General features: G+C 31.6%; 20 protein-coding genes. 12 read left to right on the top strand and 8 right to left on the bottom strand.

Going from position 1 to position 24,360, the window contains the following annotated elements; translation table 11 throughout:
* Positions 1–101: 101 nt before the first annotated feature.
* From ACXAHM_RS14580 to ACXAHM_RS14555, 6 genes are all read right to left on the bottom strand, one after another.
* Positions 102–728 (bottom strand): transglycosylase domain-containing protein, encoded by a 627-nt coding sequence (locus ACXAHM_RS14580; RefSeq protein ID WP_474961186.1) that lies wholly within the window; start codon positions 726–728, stop codon positions 102–104.
* 426 nt (positions 729–1,154) lie between these two features.
* Positions 1,155–1,634 (bottom strand): N-acetyltransferase family protein, encoded by a 480-nt coding sequence (locus tag ACXAHM_RS14575; RefSeq protein ID WP_474961185.1) that lies wholly within the window; start codon positions 1,632–1,634, stop codon positions 1,155–1,157.
* Positions 1,635–1,637: 3 nt separating this feature from the next.
* Entirely contained in the window at positions 1,638–2,162 is a 525-nt protein-coding gene (locus tag ACXAHM_RS14570) for a hypothetical protein (RefSeq protein ID WP_474961184.1), read from the bottom strand.
* A gap of 188 nt (positions 2,163–2,350) precedes the next feature.
* Entirely contained in the window at positions 2,351–5,068 is a 2,718-nt protein-coding gene (locus ACXAHM_RS14565; protein ID WP_474961183.1) for an AAA domain-containing protein, read from the bottom strand.
* Positions 5,069–5,237: 169 nt separating this feature from the next.
* Complete coding sequence (locus ACXAHM_RS14560) at positions 5,238–5,414, bottom strand: hypothetical protein (protein WP_474961182.1); 177 nt, start codon at positions 5,412–5,414, stop codon at positions 5,238–5,240.
* Positions 5,415–5,427: 13 nt separating this feature from the next.
* The gene (locus ACXAHM_RS14555; RefSeq protein WP_474961181.1) at positions 5,428–5,685 is read right to left on the bottom strand and encodes a hypothetical protein; all 258 of its coding nucleotides are present in this window, start codon (positions 5,683–5,685) and stop codon (positions 5,428–5,430) included.
* Positions 5,686–6,111: 426 nt separating this feature from the next.
* On the opposite strand from ACXAHM_RS14555, the gene ACXAHM_RS14550 reads away from it, so the two are divergent.
* The 12 genes from ACXAHM_RS14550 to ACXAHM_RS14495 all read left to right on the top strand — a co-directional run bounded on the left by ACXAHM_RS14550 (position 6,112) and on the right by ACXAHM_RS14495 (position 21,308).
* Positions 6,112–6,660: an RNA 2'-phosphotransferase gene (locus ACXAHM_RS14550; protein ID WP_474961180.1), complete on the top strand. Its 549-nt coding sequence runs from the start codon at positions 6,112–6,114 to the stop codon at positions 6,658–6,660.
* A gap of 285 nt (positions 6,661–6,945) precedes the next feature.
* Positions 6,946–11,580: a glycoside hydrolase family 9 protein gene (locus tag ACXAHM_RS14545; RefSeq protein WP_474961179.1), complete on the top strand. Its 4,635-nt coding sequence runs from the start codon at positions 6,946–6,948 to the stop codon at positions 11,578–11,580.
* A 702-nt stretch (positions 11,581–12,282) separates the two neighbouring features.
* On the top strand, positions 12,283–13,131 hold the full coding sequence (locus ACXAHM_RS14540) for a hypothetical protein (protein ID WP_474961178.1): 849 nt from the start codon (positions 12,283–12,285) through the stop codon (positions 13,129–13,131).
* A gap of 303 nt (positions 13,132–13,434) precedes the next feature.
* Positions 13,435–13,974 (top strand): hypothetical protein, encoded by a 540-nt coding sequence (locus tag ACXAHM_RS14535; RefSeq protein WP_474961177.1) that lies wholly within the window; start codon positions 13,435–13,437, stop codon positions 13,972–13,974.
* A gap of 384 nt (positions 13,975–14,358) precedes the next feature.
* Positions 14,359–15,051: an energy transducer TonB gene (locus tag ACXAHM_RS14530; RefSeq protein ID WP_474961176.1), complete on the top strand. Its 693-nt coding sequence runs from the start codon at positions 14,359–14,361 to the stop codon at positions 15,049–15,051.
* Positions 15,052–15,411: 360 nt separating this feature from the next.
* Entirely contained in the window at positions 15,412–15,903 is a 492-nt protein-coding gene (locus ACXAHM_RS14525) for a hypothetical protein (protein WP_474961175.1), read from the top strand.
* A 263-nt stretch (positions 15,904–16,166) separates the two neighbouring features.
* Positions 16,167–16,793 carry a hypothetical protein gene (locus tag ACXAHM_RS14520; RefSeq protein WP_474961174.1) on the top strand — a complete coding sequence of 209 codons (627 nt, stop codon included), beginning with the start codon at positions 16,167–16,169 and terminating at the stop codon, positions 16,791–16,793.
* A 26-nt stretch (positions 16,794–16,819) separates the two neighbouring features.
* Positions 16,820–17,932, top strand: a complete 1,113-nt coding sequence (locus ACXAHM_RS14515; RefSeq protein WP_474961173.1) for a suppressor of fused domain protein — start codon at positions 16,820–16,822, stop codon at positions 17,930–17,932.
* A 104-nt stretch (positions 17,933–18,036) separates the two neighbouring features.
* Positions 18,037–18,651, top strand: a complete 615-nt coding sequence (locus ACXAHM_RS14510; protein ID WP_474961172.1) for a toxin-antitoxin system YwqK family antitoxin — start codon at positions 18,037–18,039, stop codon at positions 18,649–18,651.
* 490 nt (positions 18,652–19,141) lie between these two features.
* A complete protein-coding gene (locus ACXAHM_RS14505) occupies positions 19,142–19,552 on the top strand; it encodes a response regulator (protein WP_474961196.1) in 411 nt (136 codons plus the stop codon).
* 108 nt (positions 19,553–19,660) lie between these two features.
* Positions 19,661–20,521, top strand: coding sequence for a hypothetical protein (locus ACXAHM_RS14500; protein ID WP_474961171.1), 861 nt, complete (start codon positions 19,661–19,663; stop codon positions 20,519–20,521).
* Positions 20,522–20,585: 64 nt separating this feature from the next.
* A complete protein-coding gene (locus tag ACXAHM_RS14495; protein ID WP_474961170.1) occupies positions 20,586–21,308 on the top strand; it encodes a CPBP family intramembrane glutamic endopeptidase in 723 nt (240 codons plus the stop codon).
* 47 nt (positions 21,309–21,355) lie between these two features.
* Here the strand turns inward: ACXAHM_RS14495 and ACXAHM_RS14490 are convergent, their stop codons facing one another.
* Both ACXAHM_RS14490 and ACXAHM_RS14485 read right to left on the bottom strand, forming a co-directional pair.
* Positions 21,356–22,837 carry a right-handed parallel beta-helix repeat-containing protein gene (locus ACXAHM_RS14490; RefSeq protein ID WP_474961169.1) on the bottom strand — a complete coding sequence of 494 codons (1,482 nt, stop codon included), beginning with the start codon at positions 22,835–22,837 and terminating at the stop codon, positions 21,356–21,358.
* 2 nt (positions 22,838–22,839) lie between these two features.
* Positions 22,840–24,270, bottom strand: a complete 1,431-nt coding sequence (locus tag ACXAHM_RS14485) for a sulfatase (RefSeq protein ID WP_474961168.1) — start codon at positions 24,268–24,270, stop codon at positions 22,840–22,842.
* Positions 24,271–24,360: the final 90 nt, after the last annotated feature.

Raw genomic sequence — 24,360 nt, 5'->3', positions numbered from 1 at the left:
AAAAACACAGTTGATAATTTGATCAATTCGATCTATAAATTTTAGGTTCATTAGGCTGAATATTAAAATATAGAATTACCAATTAGGTTGTCAAAGATATTTTATATTGATGATACCTTTTCATTAGAAGAAGAAATAATTTCAGTAACTTTTTTCTCTAATCTTTTTTTATGATACCTAGGACTATAAAAGGATGGTGCTTCTGAAATAACAATAAGAGAAATGATTTCTTTTTCCGTGAGTTTTTCTACTTGTTTATCAAAAAATACATGTGCCGCGTCCTTAATGCCATATACATTAGATCCAAAATCTGACGAATTGAGAGAGTACGCCAAACATTGTTTTTGAGTGAATTTTTGATCAAGATAAAGGGCGATAATATAACTTGTCCATCCTGATGGAACCCATTTTGAATTGTCATTTCGAGCACCATAAATAGTAGGAATATAAAGGTCTAAACATGGGCAAGGAAAAGGGGAGTCACTAAATAAACGCTTTTGTTTACTAGACCATGAATTTGTTTCAAAAACCTCTGGATAATATTTTTCTAAAGTAAGGTAAATTGTATTTGGAAGAGGAGGAGTATTTTGTATTTCTTCGATCAGCAAAGTTTTTTGTTTTGCATTAAGTACTCTGTCGATAGCATTATTCATCCAATAATAAATTCCCCAATGAATAGAAATAATCATCAAAAGAAAAAAGATAACCGTTTTAAAAATTACTTTCATATTATGTATTTTTTAATTCTAGATGATGATAATTATGTTTTAAAAAATGATGTAAATCTGAAACACCCATAGGGTCAACATGATCAAAAATATCAATTTCTTTGGAATCAAATTTCAACTTTAACCTAGTATAGGGAATCCTATAACTATTGGATATATCTTGCCAACGGGTTAATGATTCAAATTTAAAATAAGAGGTTCTAAAAATTTTCTTAACCGTTAATGTCTTTTTTTTACGGTCTAATTGAACTTTACTATAACTTTTTAAAGTTTTAATACTTAAAAATAGTGAAAAAAGAAAGAAAGATAGCACAGTAATTTTAGTAGTAAAAGTATCTTCATTTATCCAAGTTTTTAAACTCAAAAGTAAGAATACAATACTTAGCAATAGGCTAAACAATAATGAACTGATGAAATTCATATCTATTATAACTCTTTATACATAATATAAGCATCTACTAACCCTTTCGTTCTGTGCCTAAAGGCTTTGGGTGTAGTGCCAATAATAGAAAACCCAAACTGCTTCCATAAAGCAACGGCAGTAGTATTACTACTTATTACTATATTGAATTGAATACCTAAAAAACCTAATTCATTTGCGAGTTGTAAAGAATGTTTACAAAGCTGTTTTCCTACACCTTTTCCTTGTGCTTTAGGAGAAACCATATAGCTAGCATTGGCAATGTGATTGCCTAAATCAATCTGATTAGGTTTTAGAATATAAGTACCTAAAATTTTTCCATTTTCTTCATATACATAGGTGTGCATATAGCTACTAAACCAATGTTTTTGAAGATCACTTTTTGGAGTATCTGCATGAAATACATAAGTATCTTCAGATTGTATAACAGCATGGAAAATTTCCCAAACTTGATCATAATCCTTTGAAGTAGCTTTTCGAATCATTCCTTAGAAGATTTTATAATCACCTAAATCTGTTAAGGCTAAACTAGATAGAATTTCTTGCGTTTCTAAAGACTTATTTTGTGATAGTTCAGTGACAATGATGGAATAGAATTTATCGTTATACTCAAATAAGTAATTGGTTTCAATCTTTTCGCCTACTTGGAAAGCAATGCGCTTACAAGGTACTTGATTGAGTTGGACATCTTGAAATTGATCTACTTTTTGATAACCTTTCTTATTGTTTAAAATCTCAGCCATTCCATTACAAAATTCATCAAAATTATGATAACCTTTTACTTTGGAGATAGTGGAATCCATGCTTGTTAATAGAATATTGGAATCTATTACTGCATTTGTATTTTCTATACCAAAAACAATCGAACGGTCTTTAATTTTTGTCCAATTAGAAGGGTAATTAAAAGAGACGCCTAAACGATCATATGTTATTGTTTTGACTTCTTTTTCTTGACAACTTTGACTTAGAATTAAAGTAAAAAATAAAATTGAAAATGTGATAATTGATTTCATGAAGAGTAATAATTTGACTTTTGATTTTAATACGAAAGTAAATTTATAAAATCTCTGATGATCAAACATTTAATTTATCTTAAATAATGTGTTCTTCTAAAAAGCTTTCCTTATCGGAATGAGTGAACTTTAGAAAAGAAGTAATAAACAATAGTGCTATTACTTTAGACATGATGATTCTTACAATATTATAACTTTTTGAACATATCCATTTTTTTTCCATTGATAAAATGCAGAAGAAGTTTTAATGCATGTTTCTTATTTCTTCTCCAATAACTATAAGGTAGAGGAAAACATTTTATACCAGTTCTACCTAATGTCTTGTAGCGTTCGATGGAAAATGCTTCCTGAAACATTCCTGGATAACCAATAAGATTAATGAAATAATTTTTGTTATTGTGAACGACCAAAATATCTAATAAAACGCCTGCTACAGGGTGACCACATCGTATTTCATCTACTGATCCTTTTAGTGCTTCAACGACTTCATTTTGAAAAGCATCTTCCTCATCATTAATTACATTGGTATGAGAAAATGATTTTACAAATCTAAAGTAATCAAATAATAGTGTTTCTTTTTTAGCAAATTGATCTGAAACAGATTTGAATACATATTGATAGGATTTGGCTCTTGTAATGGCAACATTCAGGACTTCTGGTTTATTGACATGAATAAATGCAGAATGATGTGAGGAATCGCAAACACAAAATGAAAGTAAAACGATTTCTCTTTCAGAGCCTTGAAATGTATAGGGAGTACCACATAAGAGATTGAAAAGTTTTAAATCTTCTAGTTCAAAATGCTCTTTTAATAATTTATTGATGTAATTTACTTGAGTGCTAAAGGGAGAAATTATACCAATGGAAGGGATATTTACAGCTCCTTTATATTCTTTAAAAATCACCTTTAATTGATGGATTACAGCATCTGCTTCTTTTTCATTAATTCCTTTCTTATTTCTTTCACCATCTAATTCAATTACTTCAATTTGAGAATGATTTGTATGTTTTGGTGTTGATTTAATAATTTCTAGATTACCATCATAAAATTTCTGATTACTAAATTCAATCAATGAAGGAGTTGATCTAAAGTGTTCTTTTAAAAATGAAACTTGATCTTGATGTATCAATTTTGAAATATATAAATCTAAAATACTTCGATTCCTATAATCGAAAATTTTATCTTTCGGAAGATTATACTTCTTTATAAGTGCATTTTGCTGGACTTTTGAAACAAATGAATAATGCCTTAATTGGTTAGGATCTCCTACAATTACTGTTTGTTTAGCTCTGAAAATGGCTGGTAAGGCTGTTGCAATATCACATTGTGTTGCTTCATCAATTATTACTAAATCAAAAAGATCTTTTTGAAGTGGTAAAACAGAATTGAGGTCAGATAAATTTACCAACCAAATAGGAAATACTTTTAAGATATTAGTGTATTTTACTTTATCTAATATCTCTTTGTATTCGGTGAAACTATTGGAATCAAGCGCATCATAAAATGTAGCAATATCTTTTCTATACTTCTTTGAGTTTCCTATAATACTCTTATGAATTTTTCTATTTGACCAAGTATTTATTTCTTTTTCAAAACTTTGAGATCGATCTTGAATACTATTAAAGACCTCCCAAATTTTCTGATTATCAAACAAAAAACTATTCAAATATGCTTTCTTAAGTTTATCGGAAAAAGATAAATCATTACTCATATTCAATTCTGTTTTTTCCAATTCATGATCCACATGTTTTCTATAATCTTCTTCTAAATCTAAGAGAGTGTTATAGTGTTTATATAATTTTGCTTCGTCTAACCAAGTATTCCTTTTATTATAATTTCCACTTAAATACTTACGAACTTTAGCCTTTAAACTAGTTTTGTAATTGACACCTGTGGTATGAATAAGATAATTTTTTAATTGAAAATCATCTTCCAACATACTTCTTAGTACTTCTACTGCTTGTTTTGTTTTCGAAACAACCAAAACAGATTTATTATTGACAACATGATCTGAAATAATAGAAGTGATTGTATAGGATTTGCCAGTACCTGGAGGGCCAACAATTACAGAATTATTATAATGGTGAGCATTTTCCAAGGCTTTCCTTTGTCCAATATTTAGCCGAGCATTATAAACACTTTCTTTATATATATTTTCCTGTATGGTTTCATTAAACAATTCCTTTAAACTTTTATTGAAAGTGTTTTCCTGAATAATTCCATTAAGATCATTTAAGATCTTCAAAGTAGATTCCGTTTTATTGACGAATACAGTTCCTGCTGAAGGAATAATTTTGTATTCATCTTCTTCGTACTCTTTTGTAGAAAAGTGTCTCCTTATTTTTGCAGCAGACCAAACTTTTGGATGTAAAACAAGCTCCTCAGTATCTAAATTGATAAAATATTTTTGTAGTAATGAAGTAAGTCCTAAAAATTGCTTTTCATTGATAAGTTCTTCCAATTCCTTGATAAACTCATCTTTATGTAAAGAACTATCCTTTAATACTAGATTTGAGAGAATTGCTCTATTGATGATAAGGCTTTCTTTTTCAATTGCTAAAAACTTTTCATCAGATTCCGTCACAATTGAAGTAGGATACAAGAGTAAAGGGGCGCATATTCTTTTATCCTTTATTAATGGGTTAGTATTTTTCCCAAGAATAAAAAAACAACCATAAAACAACTTTTTTTCTAATCGATAAAGCTCAATGTCTTTTTCTAAATCCTCTATATTTTTATGAATATATGGAATATAAGGTAAGGATTGTGTGAGAAGTTCTTCATCTTCAGAAACAAACCATTTATAAGGATATTTTTGAGAAAGTATATTATCAACATTAAATTCTCTGTAATCTAACTTAAAGCAATCTCTAAAATATTGATAAAAATCTTTTGGCTCGAACATCAGTTTTTTGTAGTCTAGTTTGCAAATAATCGTTGACTACTAATATAAGGAGTTTTTTAATTCGTCTTCAAGATTTTATCTAGTAATTTTTCACTGTGTGATTGGGATAAAGATTTACGTAATACGCCTCCACTAATTTGATTGACTTCAAACTCAATGATAAATGATGTCATTTTTTTAGAATTCTCATGTAAAAACCAATTCCCCAAGAAATTCCTCCAATTAACCATAAGTAAGGGAAAATATCTGTGACTCCTCTTTTTGAAAATAATACAATACTTAAAAAGAGGAATACGAAAGTATTTATACCATAAAGTATGCTGACTTTTAAACTTTTCTTGCTCATGATAGTAATGAATTTAATTTACCATTTTATCTAATACAAAACTTTTTAGTTCTGAAAATTGAGTACTACAAAACGATTTAAAAATAGATTTATTACCATAGATATATCCTTTTTTACATCGGAAACATATTTCAACATAAAGTTCTATAGCTTCATTTTTATCATAAACTAAAATACCATAAGCTGGGTCATAACAAAAAGCATTGGTAAAGAACTCAGTATTTGATTGGTATCCAAAAAGAATCTTTAATAATTCTCTTTTTGAATTCATATCTAAAGAATGGGTTTTAGAAATAAAGTTATAATCCAATATATCATCTTTAAAAGCAAGTTTTGCTACTCTTGCTGTACTTAAGTTTTTCTTTTTTCAAAATTGAGCATCTTTCTTTTTTTTGAAGTTTAATCCATAAGTTATAATCTCAATTTTTTTGTCAAGATAACTTTCTATATGTGTCTCTATGTGTTCATTTTTTTGACAACTATCAAAAACAAGAAAATATTCTTGTGCCCTAAGATTGTGAAAAGATAGGAGACAAAAAAGAAATATTAATTTTAGATGCATGCAGTAATTGTATGAAAGTTTAGTTTTAAATGAAAATTGAAAAGATTTACTTTATTAAGTATGCAAATCATTTCAATTTGACAAGAAACCCACAAAATATCAATTTTTTAATTATTTATCATTATATCATTTCAAATGCTAAACGAAAAACAAAAGAAAACAATCAGTAAATTCTTAAGCTTAATTCTTAGACATCAACCAGAAAAAATCAATCTTCAACTTGATGAATATGGATGGGCGGAAGTCCAACAACTTATTGAAAAGTCTAATCATTACGGAATGAAATTCGATCTTAATGATTTAGAAAATATAGTAGAAACAAACACTAAAAAGCGTTTTGCTTTCAATGAAGATTATTCAAAGATAAGAGCAAGTCAAGGTCATTCAATTGCTGTAAAACATGGATATGAGAATCAAAAACCTCCTCAATATCTTTATCATGGAACGGCAAAACAAAATTTCGCATCTATTTTAGAACATGGAATTCAAAAACAATCTAGACAACATGTGCATCTGAGTACAGATTATAATACAGCAAAACAAGTGGGTTCAAGACATGGGAAGCCTTTTATTCTTAAAATAGAATCCTTAAAAATGTTTGAGGATAATTATGCATTTTATTTATCTGATAATGGTGTATGGCTAACAAATGAGGTTCCTCAAAGATATATCAGTACAGAATAATTGATATTTTCAGACCAATCAATTTAAAAATTACAAATTTCTTCATTACACATTGAGTTTCTTTTCTACGTTTCAACTAACGTATTAAAATCATTAAGAAATCACCTTTATGGTATAAAAAAACGCATTACTACATTATTTCGATCGTAGTACAACATTAATTCTTTTCGCCTCTAAATGACTAAATAATGTAAAAACTGAATCAAATAATGTAGCTGTATCTTCTATCAAAGTTTAAAATTGCTTTCATGAAATGTATTATTTACAACTAAAACTAATTCTTAAATGAAAGCGAAACTTAAGACTAATTATTTCAAAATCTTAGTTTTGATGGCCTGTACTTTTCTTTATAGTGCGGTCCAAGCTCAAGACATCGATGTAAACCAAACAGGTTTTTTACCGACAAGTACAAAATTGGCTCAAGTACCTAACGGTAGCGGTGCTTTCCAAGTGGTGGATGCCAATACAAATGCGGTTGTGTTTAATGGAACACTTTCTTCTTCTACTTTTTGGCAGGAAGCACAGGAAGCATTTGCAACAGCCGATTTTTCAAGCTTAGAAACTCCTGGTACTTATAGAGTAATTGCAGGAGGAGAATCTTCTCAACCCTTTGAGATCGGACAAAATGTATATGATGATGTAGCTTCAGCTGCATTGAAATTCTATTACTACCAAAGATCTTCTACAAGTATCACTTCAGAACATGGAGGACAATGGTCAAGAGGTTTTGGTCACCCAGATACAAATGTATTAGTTCACTCTTCAGCGGCAGGAGGTCGACCGGCTGGCTCTTCATTCTCTGCTCCAAAAGGATGGTATGATGCAGGAGATTATGGTAAATATATCGTCAACTCAGGTATCTCAACTTGGACACTAATGGCTTTTTATGAGTTATATCCTGAATTTAGCAATGATTTTGAAGTGAATATTCCTGAAAGTGGTAACAGCATGCCGGATATTCTTGATGAGGTAAAATGGAACCTTGATTGGATGTTACAAATGCAAGATCCTGTTGATGGAGGTGTTTATCATAAAATGACTACATTAGGTTTTGAAGGAATTGTAATGCCTTCTAATGCCAATGGACAACGTTATGTAATTGGAAAAGGTACAGCTGCAACTTTTGACTTTGCCGCAGTAATGGCACAAGCTGCCAGAATCTATGAACCCTATGATGCTGCATACGCTCAACAATGTTTAAATGCCGCTGTACGAGCATACAACTGGGGTTTAAATAATGGAAATATTTTCTTTAAAAACCCAAGTGGAGTTGTAACAGGTGAATATGGTCAGAACTGGGATAATAACCCTAATCCTGCAAAATTAGCAGATGAAAAAGCATGGGCAGCAATTGAATTATATATTACAACTGGAGATGATGCTTATTGGAATGCTTCTGATATCTTAAACCAAGGTATGAGAGTTCCAGGATGGCCTGATGTAGGACCTTTAGCTTACCTTTCTTTGATTGCGAATAAAGATAGAGTAACTGCAGCTGCTAACATGGGTGAAATTGAAGCAAGAGTAATCAATTATGCCAACTCAAAAATTTCAGAATTTAATACCTCACCTTACAGAGTGGTAACTACTTCTTTTAACTGGGGTAACAGTGCGAACTTCTTAAATGATGGTATGATTGCACTTTATGGGTATGAATTAACGGGAAATGATGAGCATATAGCAGTAGCACAATCTAGTTTAGATTATATCTTAGGGAAAAATCCAGTAGGTATTAGTTATTACACAGGTTTTGGTGAAAATAGAGCGATGCGTCCTCACCATAGACCAAGTGAAGCCGATGGCATATTTGAACCTGTACCTGGTATGGTTGTCGGTGGTGCTCAAGACGGTACTAAACCAGCAAATGAATGTTTCCACCCTAATGACAATATTCCTGCTAAAAGATATATAGATGATTGGTGTAGTTTTTCTACTAGTGAAGTAACAATCAACTGGAATGCACCTATGGTATTTGTGGCAGCAGGTATGCTTGCAGTTGGAAATACTGCATGTGAAAATCCAGCGGTTGTAGACGTTGAAATTAGCGGAGCGAATACAGTTACGGTTGAATTAGGAGAGTCTATTTCGTTTTCAGGACGTGCACTAAATGAGTGTGGAGGAACAGTAAGAGATGCCGTTTTTAACTGGTCTTCAAATGCTCCAAATGGTGTTTTCTCTAATACAAATAGCCTAACAACAGAAACAGTTACTTTGACAGTAGATGGTATTTCTGCACAAGTAACAGTGACTGTAGTTCCAGAAAATGCAACTTTAGTAGCAGATGCGGAAAATAATGGTATTACAAAATTAAAAACGGATTGGTTTGTTTTAGATGATAATGGAAATGGTGGCGCTTCAGTAGTTTCTCCAAATGCAACTCCTCTTCCAATGACAGCTGGAGGTGCTGATGGTACAGCGAATAGTGCTGAAATTTCATACACTTTAAATGAAGGTACTTTAACTTTCGATCCTTTTGTAGGGTTTGGTTTCCCACTTACTGAAGAGGAAACTGGAAGAGCAGATATAGCAGGTGCTACGGGTGTTACTTTTTGGCATAAAGGTGATGCAATGGTAGTGAAAATTCCGACGACTTCGGTTACAGATTTTGATTATTATGGTTCTCCAGTTCCAGCGCATGCCGATTGGACAAAAGTTGAATTAGCTTGGTCTCAATTCTCTCAAGCAGGATGGGGTTCACCAGTCGCTTTTAATGAAACTGAAATCACAAGTATTCAATTTGAAGTACAAGGTCCTACTGGAACTTCTGGTACAGTGGCAGTGGATGAGGTAAAAATTGATGGTGTTGTTTTAGATCTTGGTCCGTGTGAACAACCTGAAGCAACAGATATTATTATCATTGAAGGAAATCAAAATGTAGTGATCGGTTCAACTGTTAATTTATCAGCAGAAGTAAGAAATGGATGTGGAGAGTTATTGACAGAAGAAACAATCACTTGGTCTTCGAATGCTCCAAATGGTGAATTTGAAGCGAATACAGTGGGTACTTTTGATATCACTGTAACAGTAGGTGCTGTATCTTCAACCGTTACAGTGACAGTTACACCAAACCAAGCCCCAACAGCAAACGCAGGAGCGGATATCTCTGCAAATATTGCAACCGCTGCTGCGCAATTAAATGGTAGTGGCACAGACCCTGAAGGAGATGCTTTATCTTACGCATGGACACAAATAAGTGGACCTTCAACAGCTACAGTTTTATCTTCTAATGCTGCATCCACTTTAGTGACAGACTTAGTGGAAGGAGAATATGTATTTTCTCTTACTGTAACAGATACAGAAGGTGGAAGTTCATCAGATGAAGTTACAATTTCTGTTTCAGCAGTAGTAAATATGTTGACAAATGGTGATTTCACAAACGGATTTGACAGTTGGACAACTTATGTAAATGGTGCTGCTACAGCTAACTATGATGTTGCAGGTAACGAATTGCATGCTATGATCAATAACGGTGGTTTTGAGACATGGCATGTTCAATATTATCAAGGTGGTTTAGAAATTGAAAATGGTGAATCTTATCGTTTATCATTTGATGCAAGAGCGGCAGGGAACCGTTCAATCTCAGCTTCTGTAGAAAAGAATGGAGAGCCTTGGACTGGATTTTTTAGTGAAACACCAGCATTAACCAATCAAACTCAGACATTCTCTTATGAATTTACTATGAATGAAGCTACTGAAACAAATGGTAGAGTAGCATTTAATGTGGGTAATTCAAATGCTGATGTATATATCGATAATGTTGTTTTAGAAAAGTTAGGTGGTCCATCTAATGATACTCCTATTGCAGATGCAGGTAATGATCAAGTTTTAGAAAATGGATCTACATCTACAACTTTAGACGGTTCAGCTTCAAACGACCCTGACAATGGACCTATCGCATTGTCTTATGCTTGGTCTCAAACATCAGGTCCATCTGTTACTTTTGATAATACAGCTTCAGCTCAACCAACTGTTTCTGGTTTACAAGACAACTCAAATTATACTTTTTCACTAATAGTTTCTGATGGAATAGCAAACAGTACTTCAACAGTTTCTGTAAGTGTTCAAGAAGCCGCTCAAGCTTTTACATTAAGAATAGAGGCAGAGGATTATTCGAATATGTCTGGTATTCAAACGGAAGCTACTTCTGACAATGGAGGAGGTGAAAATATTGGTTATGTTGACGCTGGTGATTTCTTGGAATACAATGTTAATATTCCAGCTTCAGGAAATGGAAAATTGAGATTTAGAGTTGCAGCCGATGGCAATGAAAACAAATCTTTGAATGTTTCAGCAAACGGAACTTTACTAACTTCAGTCAACTTCAATGGTACATGGGGATGGCAAAACTGGACAACAGTTGAAGTGGATGTGAACCTTCCATTTGGACAAAATACATTAAGAGTTGATGCGACTTCAAATGGTTTTAACTTAAACTGGATTGAAATTACAAATGAAGAAGGAACACCTGAAGAGGAGGAAGAAGAGGATGCTTGTCAAACATGGCAACCGAATACAAATTATCCTGTAGGTACTGTAGTTAGTTATAATGGAAGTAATTATACCTCTACAAACCAATGGAATGGTACAGCAGGTACACCAGATACAGCGGTTTGGGGTTGGTCTGCAGGAGGTTCTTGCTCAAGTAATGGAAGAACAGTATCTGTAAGAGATGAACTTGAAGAATTAAATATCAATGCATATCCAAATCCAGCCCATAGAAATATTAATTTAAGTGGATTGTCAAATGGAACGTATCAAGTTGGTGTGTATTCACTTTCAGGAAACTTGGTTGAATTTAAAACGATAAATGGAGCAAAAGGTAAAAGTGCTCTATCAGTTGAAAGCTTGGCTCCTGGAATGTATATTATTCAAATATCAGGAAAAGAGGTATCTAAAAGTATTAAATTCTTAAAGAAATAATCATTACCCAAAAACAACAATCACAAGGCTGTCCTATTGTAGGGCAGCCTTTTTATATGTAAAAATGTATTACAATAATTAAATCCTAGTTTGGTTTGCAAAGCTAAAAATTAAGCCCTAGTTGAATAATGGCGTATATAAAAGGTTAGTGCATATAAAATAGGGGAATATATATTGTATTATTCTTTATTGTTGCAATCATTTTATTTGTTATTCTGGTATAAAAAAGAAAGCTACAGTCCATACATTGAGACACAGTTTTACATCAATTTATTAGAAAATGGTGTTGATTTAAGATACATTCAATCCCTATAAGAACATAATTCTCCACAAACAACACAAATATATTTTCATACAAGTACAAAAGTAGTGAGTGAAATAAAGAGTTCGCTTGATAATTTGTATTATATATTAAAATAATTATGTAACGTATTGAATTATTTTAATTTATTTGATAAATTACGGTAAGCAAATTATTAATGTATATACGTCATTGTCACATTATTTCAAATAATGTGACAATGGTGTATATTTGATGTTATGAGCAATTAGAGTCATATTTAAGAAAGTGTGGAAGCCACCATTTGGCAAGCATTAACAAAAGACTTTCTTTAAAAAAATCAGAAATTGACCATGGCGGGAGAATGAAGTTACCGAACGCTCCCTAAAAAGAAGTAGGTGATAACTAAAAATTTAAACAAGATGAAAAAGCTAATCTATTTCCTCTTTTCGATATTGTTTCTCATTTCAGGGTGTAATAATGAAAACATTACAACGACTGAAACACTTCAATTGACTCACTTTAAAGAGGTCGGATTAATTCATAATGAATTTCTAACTAATACAAAGTCTAATTTCCAAGAAATCAAATCTATCTCTTCTTACGAGGAAAAAATTGAGTACGTTAATGAGTTTAATAAGTCATTTAATAAGAATCTTGATTTAGAAGAAAGTAAAAAGCAAATGCTCAGTAATGGACTAGATGAATATAAACATTTAGTAAGAACAGATTTACTTACATCTCAGGCTTTTCATCAAAATCAAAATGGTCGAGTAAGTAATAAAGATGCTAATTTGTTTCAAATTATTGAAACACTTCACAATGATGGTTTAATTTCTACATTTGGCTTTGAACTTTTGAATAACTATGCAAATGATATAAAATTAAATTATGATGGTATCTTATCTGATAAGAGCCTTAAAGATAAAACCTTAAAATACATTGTGGAATTTGAATCACATAGTTATTCAATTGAATCAGGAGAGGGGCAGATGATTGGAAATATCCTTTCTATTTCAATCTCCTCAATTGAATGGAGGGAAGAAAACCCTGATGCATTCGATTATGATTCAGAGAGCGGAAGAGTATTGATTGCTCCTTGGGCGGCTGCAGATTTAGTTGGAGCTACTATTAGTGGTGCTTCATCTGCAGCAATTCAATATGGTGTTAATGGAGATGTTAATTGGGAAATAGTTGGCTGGTCTGCTCTTGGTGGGGCAGTCACTGGTTCTACAGGCGCTGTTGGTAAAATTGCAAAATGGCTCTTTTAATTTATGAAAACTAATATACCAGTAAAATCGATTGCTATTTTGGGTATTTTATTAATTGCAATCTGGATTCCTTTTGGTTACAATTTTATAACCCTTACTAATGCTCTAATTATCACAGTAAGCATGATTATTGGGGGGGTGGCAGGTTATTATACGTTAAGAAAAGCCCATAACAATAAATAAAAATGAATGCACCTGCCTGCTTCGGAGAAAGTAAGAAGAAAATAAATACTTTCCGTACTTTTAAAGGGTGAGTGTTGGCGCACTCATTTTATCTAAATGTTACCACACATTTGAAACAAGATGAGAAGATTAGCTTACGTATTAATTTTAATCTCAACAATTGGTTGCGTAAATATTAAACAAAACCATATAGACAATCATAAAGAATTAAAAATGACGGTGATTCTTAATGATAATCAAAACCCCAATTCAGAATGGACTAAAAAGACTATTAATAAGGACTCGTTAATCTCAACTGAATCAACAATCATTGATTTATATTTCTGCAATAAAGTAGTACATCTTCCTTACTATTTGCCAACAAATGGAATTCTTCGTGATTCAATAAAAGACAATGAATGTAATATGGAAATTTATCCTTCTAATGTTAAATGCTATGAATATGACAGTAAAGAACGAGTTATAAAAATGTCAGTGAATGGTTCGGGCACTATGGGTGATTGGTCATACAAGTATGACTCTCTTGATAGGATTATTGAAATGGAAAGGTTTTCAACAACCTATACTGCACATTATATGGGCGATTTCCATTTGTTGACAGAATTACTTGTTGACGGTAGTACAATTCAGAAAAAAATTGAGTTTAAATATGAAGAATAACAACGAACGCACAATAATTAGGGCTTAGTTTGGTTTGCAAAGCCAAAAATTAAACCCTAGTTGAACAATGGCGGTGTAGCCATGAAATGCAAACTTGTAGGAGAAAATTAGTATGGACTTTTCGATTACTCGGAAGGTCTTTATTTGAATTATTTTTAATATCCCTCACTAAATTTGATTTGCAAAAACTTTTAAATTTTGCATTACAAAATCACAATATCTATCTTACATTGTCTTCCAACTATTCTTTAGTAAACTAATTTTTATGATAAGTTGGAGGTGATTTATACTAATGGATAAATGCCATAGCACAATAATGAGAAAATCTATGTTATTGTGCCATTGTGTTTATTTAATGTTAGGCAATATAAAAGATTTTAAACTATGAAATACATCATCTTTTTTTTATTCTTTTTTATAACGATTAATGAATTATTTAGTCAAGAAATCATAGAAGAGAATTACTATAAAAAATACTATAATAAATCTGTAACAAGCAATCCATCAAAAGCTAAATTTAAGGCTACTAAATATAAAAATGAGGATGGAAGTATTACTACAGAATGGGTACGATTAAAAGATAGTTTTTTACTTTCACGAAAAACTTATAAATCAGATAAACCAGTTGGTCAATGGTTTTCATATTATGAGAATGGTAAAATAATGTCTCATTTAGATTATGATAAGAAACTTATTTATTCCAATGATAAACCAAATGATTACCCATATATAGAATTATACAGTGGTAAATTATTATCCTCAGATACAGAAAATTATCAAGCACCTCAGCTTGATGGTTTCCCAAAAGGATTTACAGACTATTTAATTAAAAATCTAAGAGTTCCAGAAATCGCAATTAGAAATGGTTTGTCAGGTAAAGTATTAGTTTTAATTTCAATCGATGAAAAAGGAAAATCTGAAGTGATATCAATATATAAAGGAACAAACCGATATTTAGACCTAGAAGCAGAAAGATTATTGATTGATTTACCTGATTGGACTCCATGTTTGATAAATGGAAAAAAAACTAAGGTTTATTCTATAGTACCAATATCTTTTGCACAAATGAGATTTTAAATTTAAAACAGTACCCAATAATTAGGTCTTATTTTGGTTTGCAAAGCCAAAACCCTAGTTGGACAATGGTGTTGAAGCTATGAAATGCAGCCTTGTAGGAGATAATTAGAATGGATTTTTCAATTACTTGGAAGGTCTTTACTTGAATTATTTTTTAATACCCCTCACTAAATTTGATTAGCAAAAAAACTTTTAAATTTTGCATTACAAATTCACAATATCTATCTTACATAGTCTTCCAACCATTCTTTAGTAAACTAATTTTTTATGATAAGTTGGAGGTGATTTATACTAATGGATAAATGCCATAGCACAATAATGAGAAAATCTATGTTATTGTACCATTGTATTTATTTAAAGTTGGCAAACATTAAAATACATATGAGTCTACTCAAGAAGATATTTGGACAGAAGGCTCTTTCTCCAGATGACCAGATAGGAGAAAGAATAAAGTCAATGGTTGAAATCTGCATGGAATATGTCGGTTTTGACAATCCAGAGATTGATGACGTTTACATTTTCACAACCATTGAAGAGTCGCAATATGTAAACTATTGTTTCAGAATAAATGGTGAAATAATTAAAAAACATAAGGTCAATGAAAGTTTGACGAGTAGCGTAAATATAGAACTTGAAAGACAGAGACAGGTTTTAGAAATATGCAATGAAGAAGTGGGGAACATAAGAGAAATCTTTAGAAAAGAAGGGCGCGAAATGTTTAAACACTTCAAAATCTTGTATAACAACAAAACAAAGAAGATGGACTCGAGTTTTGAATACAATAGTTTACTTTCTGGAACTGATTTAACTCCCCATGACATTGAAGCAAATTGGATTAAAACAATAAAATAAAAACGTTTGCCAATAATTAGAATAATTAGGGCTTAGTACGCTTCGCAAAGCCAAAAATTAAGCCCTAGTTGAACAATGGCGTTGAAGCCATGAAATGCAAACTTGTAGGTGATAATTAGGATGGACTTTTCGATTACTCGGAAGGTCTTTTTTTATGGATATTGTTTTTTCTTTTCTCCGTTTTTATTATCAAAAGTAGAATTATCAAGTATATTTAAAAGTAAATTATTGTCTTAAGACCAGTAATGAATTATATATTTAACATGAAATCTTATATTAACGGAATTTTTGTATTCATTTTTTTGATTGGTATAGTATTAGGTTTAGCTATTGATAAAGGGTTAATTGGAGTTCAATACCTCATTTATGCTCAGACTCTTTCAATCATAGGGAGTGCTTTCTCTGTATTGTATATGATAAGGTTCCACATTTTTAAAAATGGTTTTCCCAAAAGAAAAGTTTTAAGTAATGTATATTATTATTCGAATGCTACATTGGTAATAAATAAATTAGTTTTGGGGATGTTTATATCTGTTGCTATAGTATTACAAGTACATGATACCTTAATTCAAATCGCTATTTTACTTATTTCAATAGTAGGAGTTATAAGCAATTTAATAGAACAATATTTCAATAAATATCATGTCAAAATTGAGGCAAATACATTATTCATTCATGATGAAAAAGATATTGAGATCGTATTAGAAGATATTTCATCTATTAATTTTAATAAATTAAGCAAGGAATTTGTCATTCTGAATGAAAAAGGGAAAGAGTTAACAACAGTTTTCCTTGAAACAATTAATAAAGGTCAAAGGGAAAAGTTTAAAAACGATTTGCTTCAATTTTTTAATCAAAAAAATATTAATATTACACTACTAAATAACTAGTACTTTTTAAACACTAAACTACAAACATGAAAATTTTAAAATCCATATTTGGAAATGTCTTTAATACTTCTTCAGAACCAAAGTTACTTATTGAAAGTAAGTCTCCAATTTGCCCTCTTATAGCAACTGTTGAACAAGATGATAGAGTAGCTTACTTGTATCTTTGGTATCCTGAGCAGTCTAATAAAGAGATGATCCCATGTTGGATTAGAAACCTGAAAGAAGCTCCCGTCAATGAAGATCAAAAATCTTTAAAGAATGGACAAGCGCCTATGATGACAAAAGAGTTTTGTCGTAATCCTGAGGGAGGGACAGCTTTAAAAGGAAAAGATCTTAGAGTAGTGTGGTTGGAAGAAGGAGACGGAGTTGCGTTGTTGGAAAATGAGAAATTAATAGCTGTGATTCCTTGTTGGGGAGGAACAGGTGGTTTTTATGGATATTCAAATGAAGCGATTGGCCGAGGTGAATTTGCTTGGGAATTAGGGGTGCAAAATATAATGCACAAAAGAGTACGAAAAGCAGATGAATTTTGGTCAAGTTGGGAACATGAACCGAATCCTTTTCAGGTTAATCAACCACTTATCATAAAGAAATACGAAGCTTATTTTGGCTCATCTGAAAGATACTTTGCCTTAAATACAGAAGAGGAAATACCAAAAGGATTATACGTGTTAGAAGGAGCTGAAAAATTGGTTTTTGCCACTGTAGGAGTATCTCTTATACCTCAACCAAAAGTTGAAATGTATCATGAAAATGTAAATGATTTCAATAGAATCGAACTGGGGTTAATGATGAATACTAATCCGAAATTAAAAACACAAACTATTGCTAATCAGATCAGTGGAGTGGTGAGTATTCCATCAACACATTGTACCTTTTTAGGAGAAGGGCATACTATTAATTTAAATTTTGGAAATGGAGTACCTTTTACTGTAGCTGTAGTAACGCAAAAGTTATCATGCCTTCCTAAAGTTGAGTTAGAAGATTATCGAACATCAAAAGTGAATTTCTTTTGGTTAATTCCTATCACTACAAAAGAGAGAGACTTTGCGATGGAAAATAAAAGTGATCTATTAATAGAAAAATTACAGTCTATTGGTGATGTAATCTACTCAATGGATAGGGATGAAGTTGTATAACTAATATTTTAATAAGAAGTACTTATCTTTCTAATAATCATAGTTTTGGCAAAAATGAAATGATGTGATATATTTATATGCACTTATCAATTAAATCATCTATAATGCAACGATATATCTATTTATTAGCTCTCTTTACATTTTGTTTTACTACATTAATTTCAAATGCACAAGACAAATCATTTGATCCTAAAACAATTGAAATTGAAACTTTTAATGATCAATCCTTTACAAATAAATCTACTTTTCTAGCAGAAGATGGGAATACTTACAAGATAAAAAATACAGAAATTTCTAAGGGTTTATATGTCAAAAAAGAAGAGCGTTGGGTAAGACATGGCGTTTGGTATGGTTTAACAGAAAATAGAATTTCTAGAAAGGACTTTTATGATTACGGTAAACGAGATGGATTGTGTGAAAGTTATCATGCAAATGGAGAAATATTATTCCAGTATACGTATATCAATGGTTTAAAAGAGGGGAAAACTTATCAGTTTAGAGATGATGGTACAATGGTAAGTGAAGCCCCTTATTTAGAGGGTAAAATAGAAGGACAAAAAATTGAATACAGAAGAGATGGCTCTATTTCGTTTCGAAAAAATTATGTCAATGGTAGATTACAAGGAGAATACTTACAGTACAATACAAAAGGTGAAATAGTAGGTAGAAGTCAATATGATCAAGGGATTAAGGTCGGTCAAACAGAATGGGTAAATTAATTAAAACTAAATGAGATGTATTAAAATAGATTCAAATCATTGGGAGTCCTTCTTTCTGTAATAATTCTTGTTTACAGTTATGAAATAATTAATGCTAGAATGCAAACTAAAGAAATAGTTGAGGATGCCTTAAACTCGGATTGAATGCTATTAAAGTTAGAGGATTTTTTCTGAACTTCAGTTAGATGCTTTATTGAAAGTACAGGATGCTAACTTTTACAATCATCATGGCGTCGATTTTATTACCCCTGGGACTGGTATTACTACAATTAGTCAAGGGCTTGTCATGATTTATTATTTCGATAATTTTCAACCAGATATTCAAAAACTTAAATAAACTTTGACTGTTTAAATAATATATTTAATTTGGTTAGGTAAAAACTAATAAACGTTTTTTTCAAATTTTTAATCAACTATCAACTCCTCCAAAAAATTACGATAATGTAACTAAACAATTTTATCCTTTACAATTAACAAGAGATAATGTCGAATAAAAAAATTAAACTGCATACTTCTAATTGATGACGATGATGCAACAAACTTCTTGCATAAGCTTATCATAGAAAGTGTGGACTGCACTCATAAATGCATCACTGCGGAAAATGGAATAGCAGCTTTAGATGCCTTGACAAAAGAAACAGGAGAAGGTTTTTTGTGTCCTGAATTAATATTTTTAGATATAAATATGCCCAAAATGAATGGATGGGAATTTTTAGAAGAATATAAAAAATTGGACCCAAAATATCACGGAAAAAGCATTCTTGTAATGTTGACAACCTCCATGAATCCAGAGGATCGGAAAAAAGCAGAAGATTCAGAATTCATCAATGGATTTATCTCAAAACCACTTTCAAAAGATTCTATAAAAAAAGTAATTGAAGAACATTTTTCAATGGCTTAATGAAATGCTTCAAATTGGCTGAGTCCTAATTTGAAGCATTTTTTATGTACCATTGAATACAATTTCTAAAAAAATGAGTAGATTGGTTAAAATTTGACTGATTTACTGATGCATCTTAAAAACTTTACTTCTGCAGAAACTTTTATGCTACTCAATCCTATAAAATCTCGATGGGAGGAACTATTACAATATGCATTACTGGATTTAATCCATAAAGAAATTATAGATCTTCAGCAGGAATGGACAGTTTCTGGTGGAAGAAAGCAATCAGAGGTGTTTTTGACTTACGTTATAAGAGGGAATCAATTCAACTATTTTCATAAAAATCTACATCAATATTTATTAGTTGAACCTTTTAAAAATGAGGATGTAAAAGTAGAACTTAGAAGACTTATTCGAAAGAGAATATTGGATAATACTTCTGAAGGGCAGGGTTTTAAAGAAAATTTAGTTTATGAAGATTTAAAAGAGACTTATTTTTCAACTTCATTTGGTTTGAAGACCATTAATCTTTATTTCTTAAATAAAAAGGGAAGACAATTAAGGAGGCAATTTAGAGATGAAGTAGCTGATACGGAACATTTATTTAAAACTTTCACAAGTAACGATTCCTATTTAGTTTGTCAAAAAATAAGAAACCTAGGGTCAAACGTCTTTTTATTGAAAAACTTTACTAGGTCTTTTGTGGAAAAATTGAAAAATCATTTTGATGAAACTTCATATATCGTTCACCCTAACTCGATGATTAAGGTATCTGAACTTTCTTTTCATGAATATTTTGATTTGCTAGAAAAGTATATTTCCTCAGCTGAAATCATAATTTCTAAATTCAATAGCCCCTCATTTTTTGCAATCTACACCAATAAACCGAAAGAAAAACAAACGTCTTCAATGTTAGACAGCTTTGATACATATAGTACGGGAAGTGATTTTGGTGGAGATAGTGGAGACGCAAGTGGAGACTTTTAATTGTTGAAACTTTGAATATAAAAATATATTTGTAATTTGTATTATATAAATTCAAACTACACTTATGCTCGGAATTCTTGTTGCTATTGCTATTTCTTGGGGAATTATCTATTTCTACAATAAAAAATCAATTTTTAAAATTTGGACTAATCCTCCACAATTCCAATTAAAAAACTTTGCCATAGGCTTTATTGTTACCTCTTTTCTATGTTTTGGACTTCAAGTGTTTGAGACTTCATTAAAGTCAATCAAATGGGTGGTCAATCAAAATTTAGAAGTTTATGATGTATACCAAATGTTCTATTTTGATATACGTTCAGTGGTTACAGAAGAGCTAATTTTTAGAGGAGTATTATTGTATTTGCTGATTGATAAAATTGGTAGTAAGAAGAGTATCATTATTTCATCTATAGCTTTTGGTGTTTATCACTGGTTCTCTTATGGTTTACTTGGAAATATTGTTCCTATGGTTGTGATTTTTATAGCGACTGGATTAATGGGTTATGCCCTCGCTTTATCATATGCACGAACAAACTCTATTATGATGCCAATCGGATTACACTTGGGTTGGAACTTTACTTTAAATACAATTTTCTCAAAAGGACCATTGGGGAATGGAGTTTTTATGGAAGCCTATCATGATGTAGTTTCTGATTGGTTTTCATTAATTGGATTATGGTTACCACCGATTATTTTGATTTATATTATTCATAGATTACTAAATGATAAAGAAGGAATCAAATTGTATCATGATGCAAAAAGTAAAGTCAATAAACATTCATTCTAACAAATAAAAAAAAGACATTCACCACGAAGATGAATGTCTCTCTTACTCTATAAAGTAACCTTTCTAGGGTCATTATTCTTTGAAATCCATTTAACGAAATTGTAAAGCTTCATGAACTCTTCGTCTTTTTCAAACAACGGATTATTTTCCAATTGTTGTAATATCTTCAGGGGATTTCTTTCTGAATAATTAAAATCTGTTTGGATATCATTGTTTACATTCGTAAACTCTTTTATTCCTTTTTCAAGAATCTTCGCTTCCGATTCATTACGAATTAAGTTGTTCTCAAAAATGGTTTGGGTAGGGTATGTTTTACCCCAATCTTGAAATTCTACCACATGATTTTCCATTTCGGGAATTTCCTTATTTGGAATAATGACTATGTTGTGATGAATGGAAGTATTCTTTACAGGACCAGTAATATGAAAAGTAGGAGCAAAGTACCTCTTGTTATGTGCCTTGTAAGGACGAATACCGTCATTGATACTCAAATTATACTTGACAACTGTATTTTCTGTACCTTTATTCATTGGCTGTCCTAAACTGAAACCATTGTTGCAAATCAGAATAAAACCACCCCAGTTATCAAAACTAAGATTGTATTGGAAAGTAGTATTTGTACAATTGAAATCTGAATCATATCCTTGTCCATCCCATTTTGCGCGATGATCACTTACGCTATTGAATTGAACCAAAGTGTTGTCACTACTCCAAGGCCAAATACCTGCGGCTGCATCACCAACCGGCATTGAATCAACTCCTTTACGGATTACATTATACTCAATCAAAGCTCCATCACAACCTAAAGCTACAATACCGTCACCAGGTATATTTTCAATTAAATTTCCTCGGATAACTACTTCCAAACTAGGATACCATGCTGTTCTTTTGATATTACCTTTTGAATTAATAGCATTACGTTCACAGTGATGCATATAGTTATTCAAAATCTGTAAATCAATGAAACGAGTTTTTACTTCATCACCTTGATTTTGCCAAAGAATTGCAGATCCTCCACCTTTTTTCTTTTCCAAAAGACCATTGACATTAAAGATTTCTAACCCTTCAAGAACGATATGATGACAATCTCCGAAGTTTTCAGCCCTAACAACTACGCCTCTTCTTCTTGCCTTTGATTGTTTACCTTTATTGGTGATTTTAAGATTTCTAACTTCCCAATATTCTACATTGTAAAGGTATAACGTGGATTCTTTTTGCCCATTACCATTTAATTGAGGAAGATCTCCTTTGCCGTATTTATCAATTTTGATGACTGCTTTTTCAGTGCCAGAACCTTTGGGCATTAATTGTCCACCAAAAGAGGATCCTGCTGCAAATAAGATTTCATCCCCAGGTTGAAAAGTTTGTTGATTCACTTTCCAAAGCGTTTTCCATGGGTGTTTTTTAGAAGTACCCGAATTCTTGTCATTTCCACTTTTTGCATCAACATAATACGTTGTGGCAAAAGTGAAATGAGCTAAAAAGAGCACTAATGTTGTTAATAATCCAAGTTTACTTTTACAAATCATTTCTAAAGTTCATTAGTAGGTTTATTCCAAACGATGGTTTTCATTTTCGCTTCGAATTCATCCATTAACTTCTTATATTTTTTATTAGAAGCAAGGTTATTCCATTCGTCTGGATCTTTTTTCAAATCATACAGATAACGCGTGCCATCTTCAGCCAGAGTAAAGCGATATTGGTCTGTTACGACACCATAATTACCTTTTGCACAAGTAAACGTAATATCATTCCATTCTGGATTTTTCTGTGTTAATAATGGTAAAAGGCTATTACCATGTAATGTAATGTTCTTTGGTGTTTCAATACCAGCGATTTCTAAAAGAGTAGGGTAGATATCAATATTCTGAACAATATGATCTACTTTTTTACCTATTGAAGAGTGAGGCATTTTGATGATCATTGGAGATCTTAATGCAACATGATATCCTGTATTTTTTCTCCATTTTCCATGATCTGTCAAATGATACCCATGATCACCCCAAACGATAATCATTGTATTTTCATATAATCCTTCATCTTTCAACGCTTGAATTACTTTACCCATTTGAGCATCAGCATAAGTCGTACTCGCCATATAACCACGGATTAATCGCTGTGCTGTTTCACCATCAACACCTTCATTCCAGATTTCACTTCCTGGTCTTCCTTGATAAAGTTCTTTTGATAAATCACGGTCTGCATCTTTAGGAACATAGGCTAATTTACCTGCGTCTTCCGGATACATATCAAAGTACTTTTTAGGAGCTACCCAAGGCATATGAGGACGAGCAAATCCACAAGAAATCATAAAAGGTTTAGATTTATCACGATCTGTTTTTATAAATTTAATGACGTGTTCAGCAGTTTTTCCATCATTCAAAATATTATCAGGACCATCCACTGAAGCATACATCAATGAACCAGGACCTGAACCTTTTTCATGGTAAATCTTGATTTGATCTTCACGACCGCCAATCTCTACGATTTTCTTTTCGATGGCAGGACCACCATCATGATATTTTCCTTTCCAATATTTTCCAAGAACATCCCATGCCGTTTGTTCTTTGTTAGGGACATTGCCATGATACAACTTACCACTCACTCCAGTCCAATACCCATTTTCTCTTAATACTCTAGCCCAAGTATCTTGCATTTTAATTTTATGAGAAAATTCATTACCCTTTCCTTGTAAAGTTCTTTTCCCATCAAAGCGTATACCCGTCATCAAGGCAGCACGTGAAGGATGACATAAAGGATAATTGACATAAGCCCTATTAAATTGTACTGCTTGATCCGACAGAGCATCGATGTTTGGCGTGATAGGTTCAGGTTCGCCATAACTACCGATTTGAGGTCTAAGATCATCAAAAGCGATAAATAGTATGTTTGGTTTTTCTTTTTGTGCCCACATTTGTAAAGGCAACACAAGTAATGTTAGATAGAATAGTCCACGTCTCATATTGTTTAGATTTAAGTAGTAATAATGATTATTTCATTGTCTCTTAATAGAGACTAAATTCATTTCATTAATCAATAAAGTATTTGTACA

This window comes from Flammeovirga sp. AWQ4_249, assembly GCF_056161045.1.
Note: the sequence above shows the minus strand (reverse complement) of the source record. Positions and strands in the feature narration are given on the sequence as shown.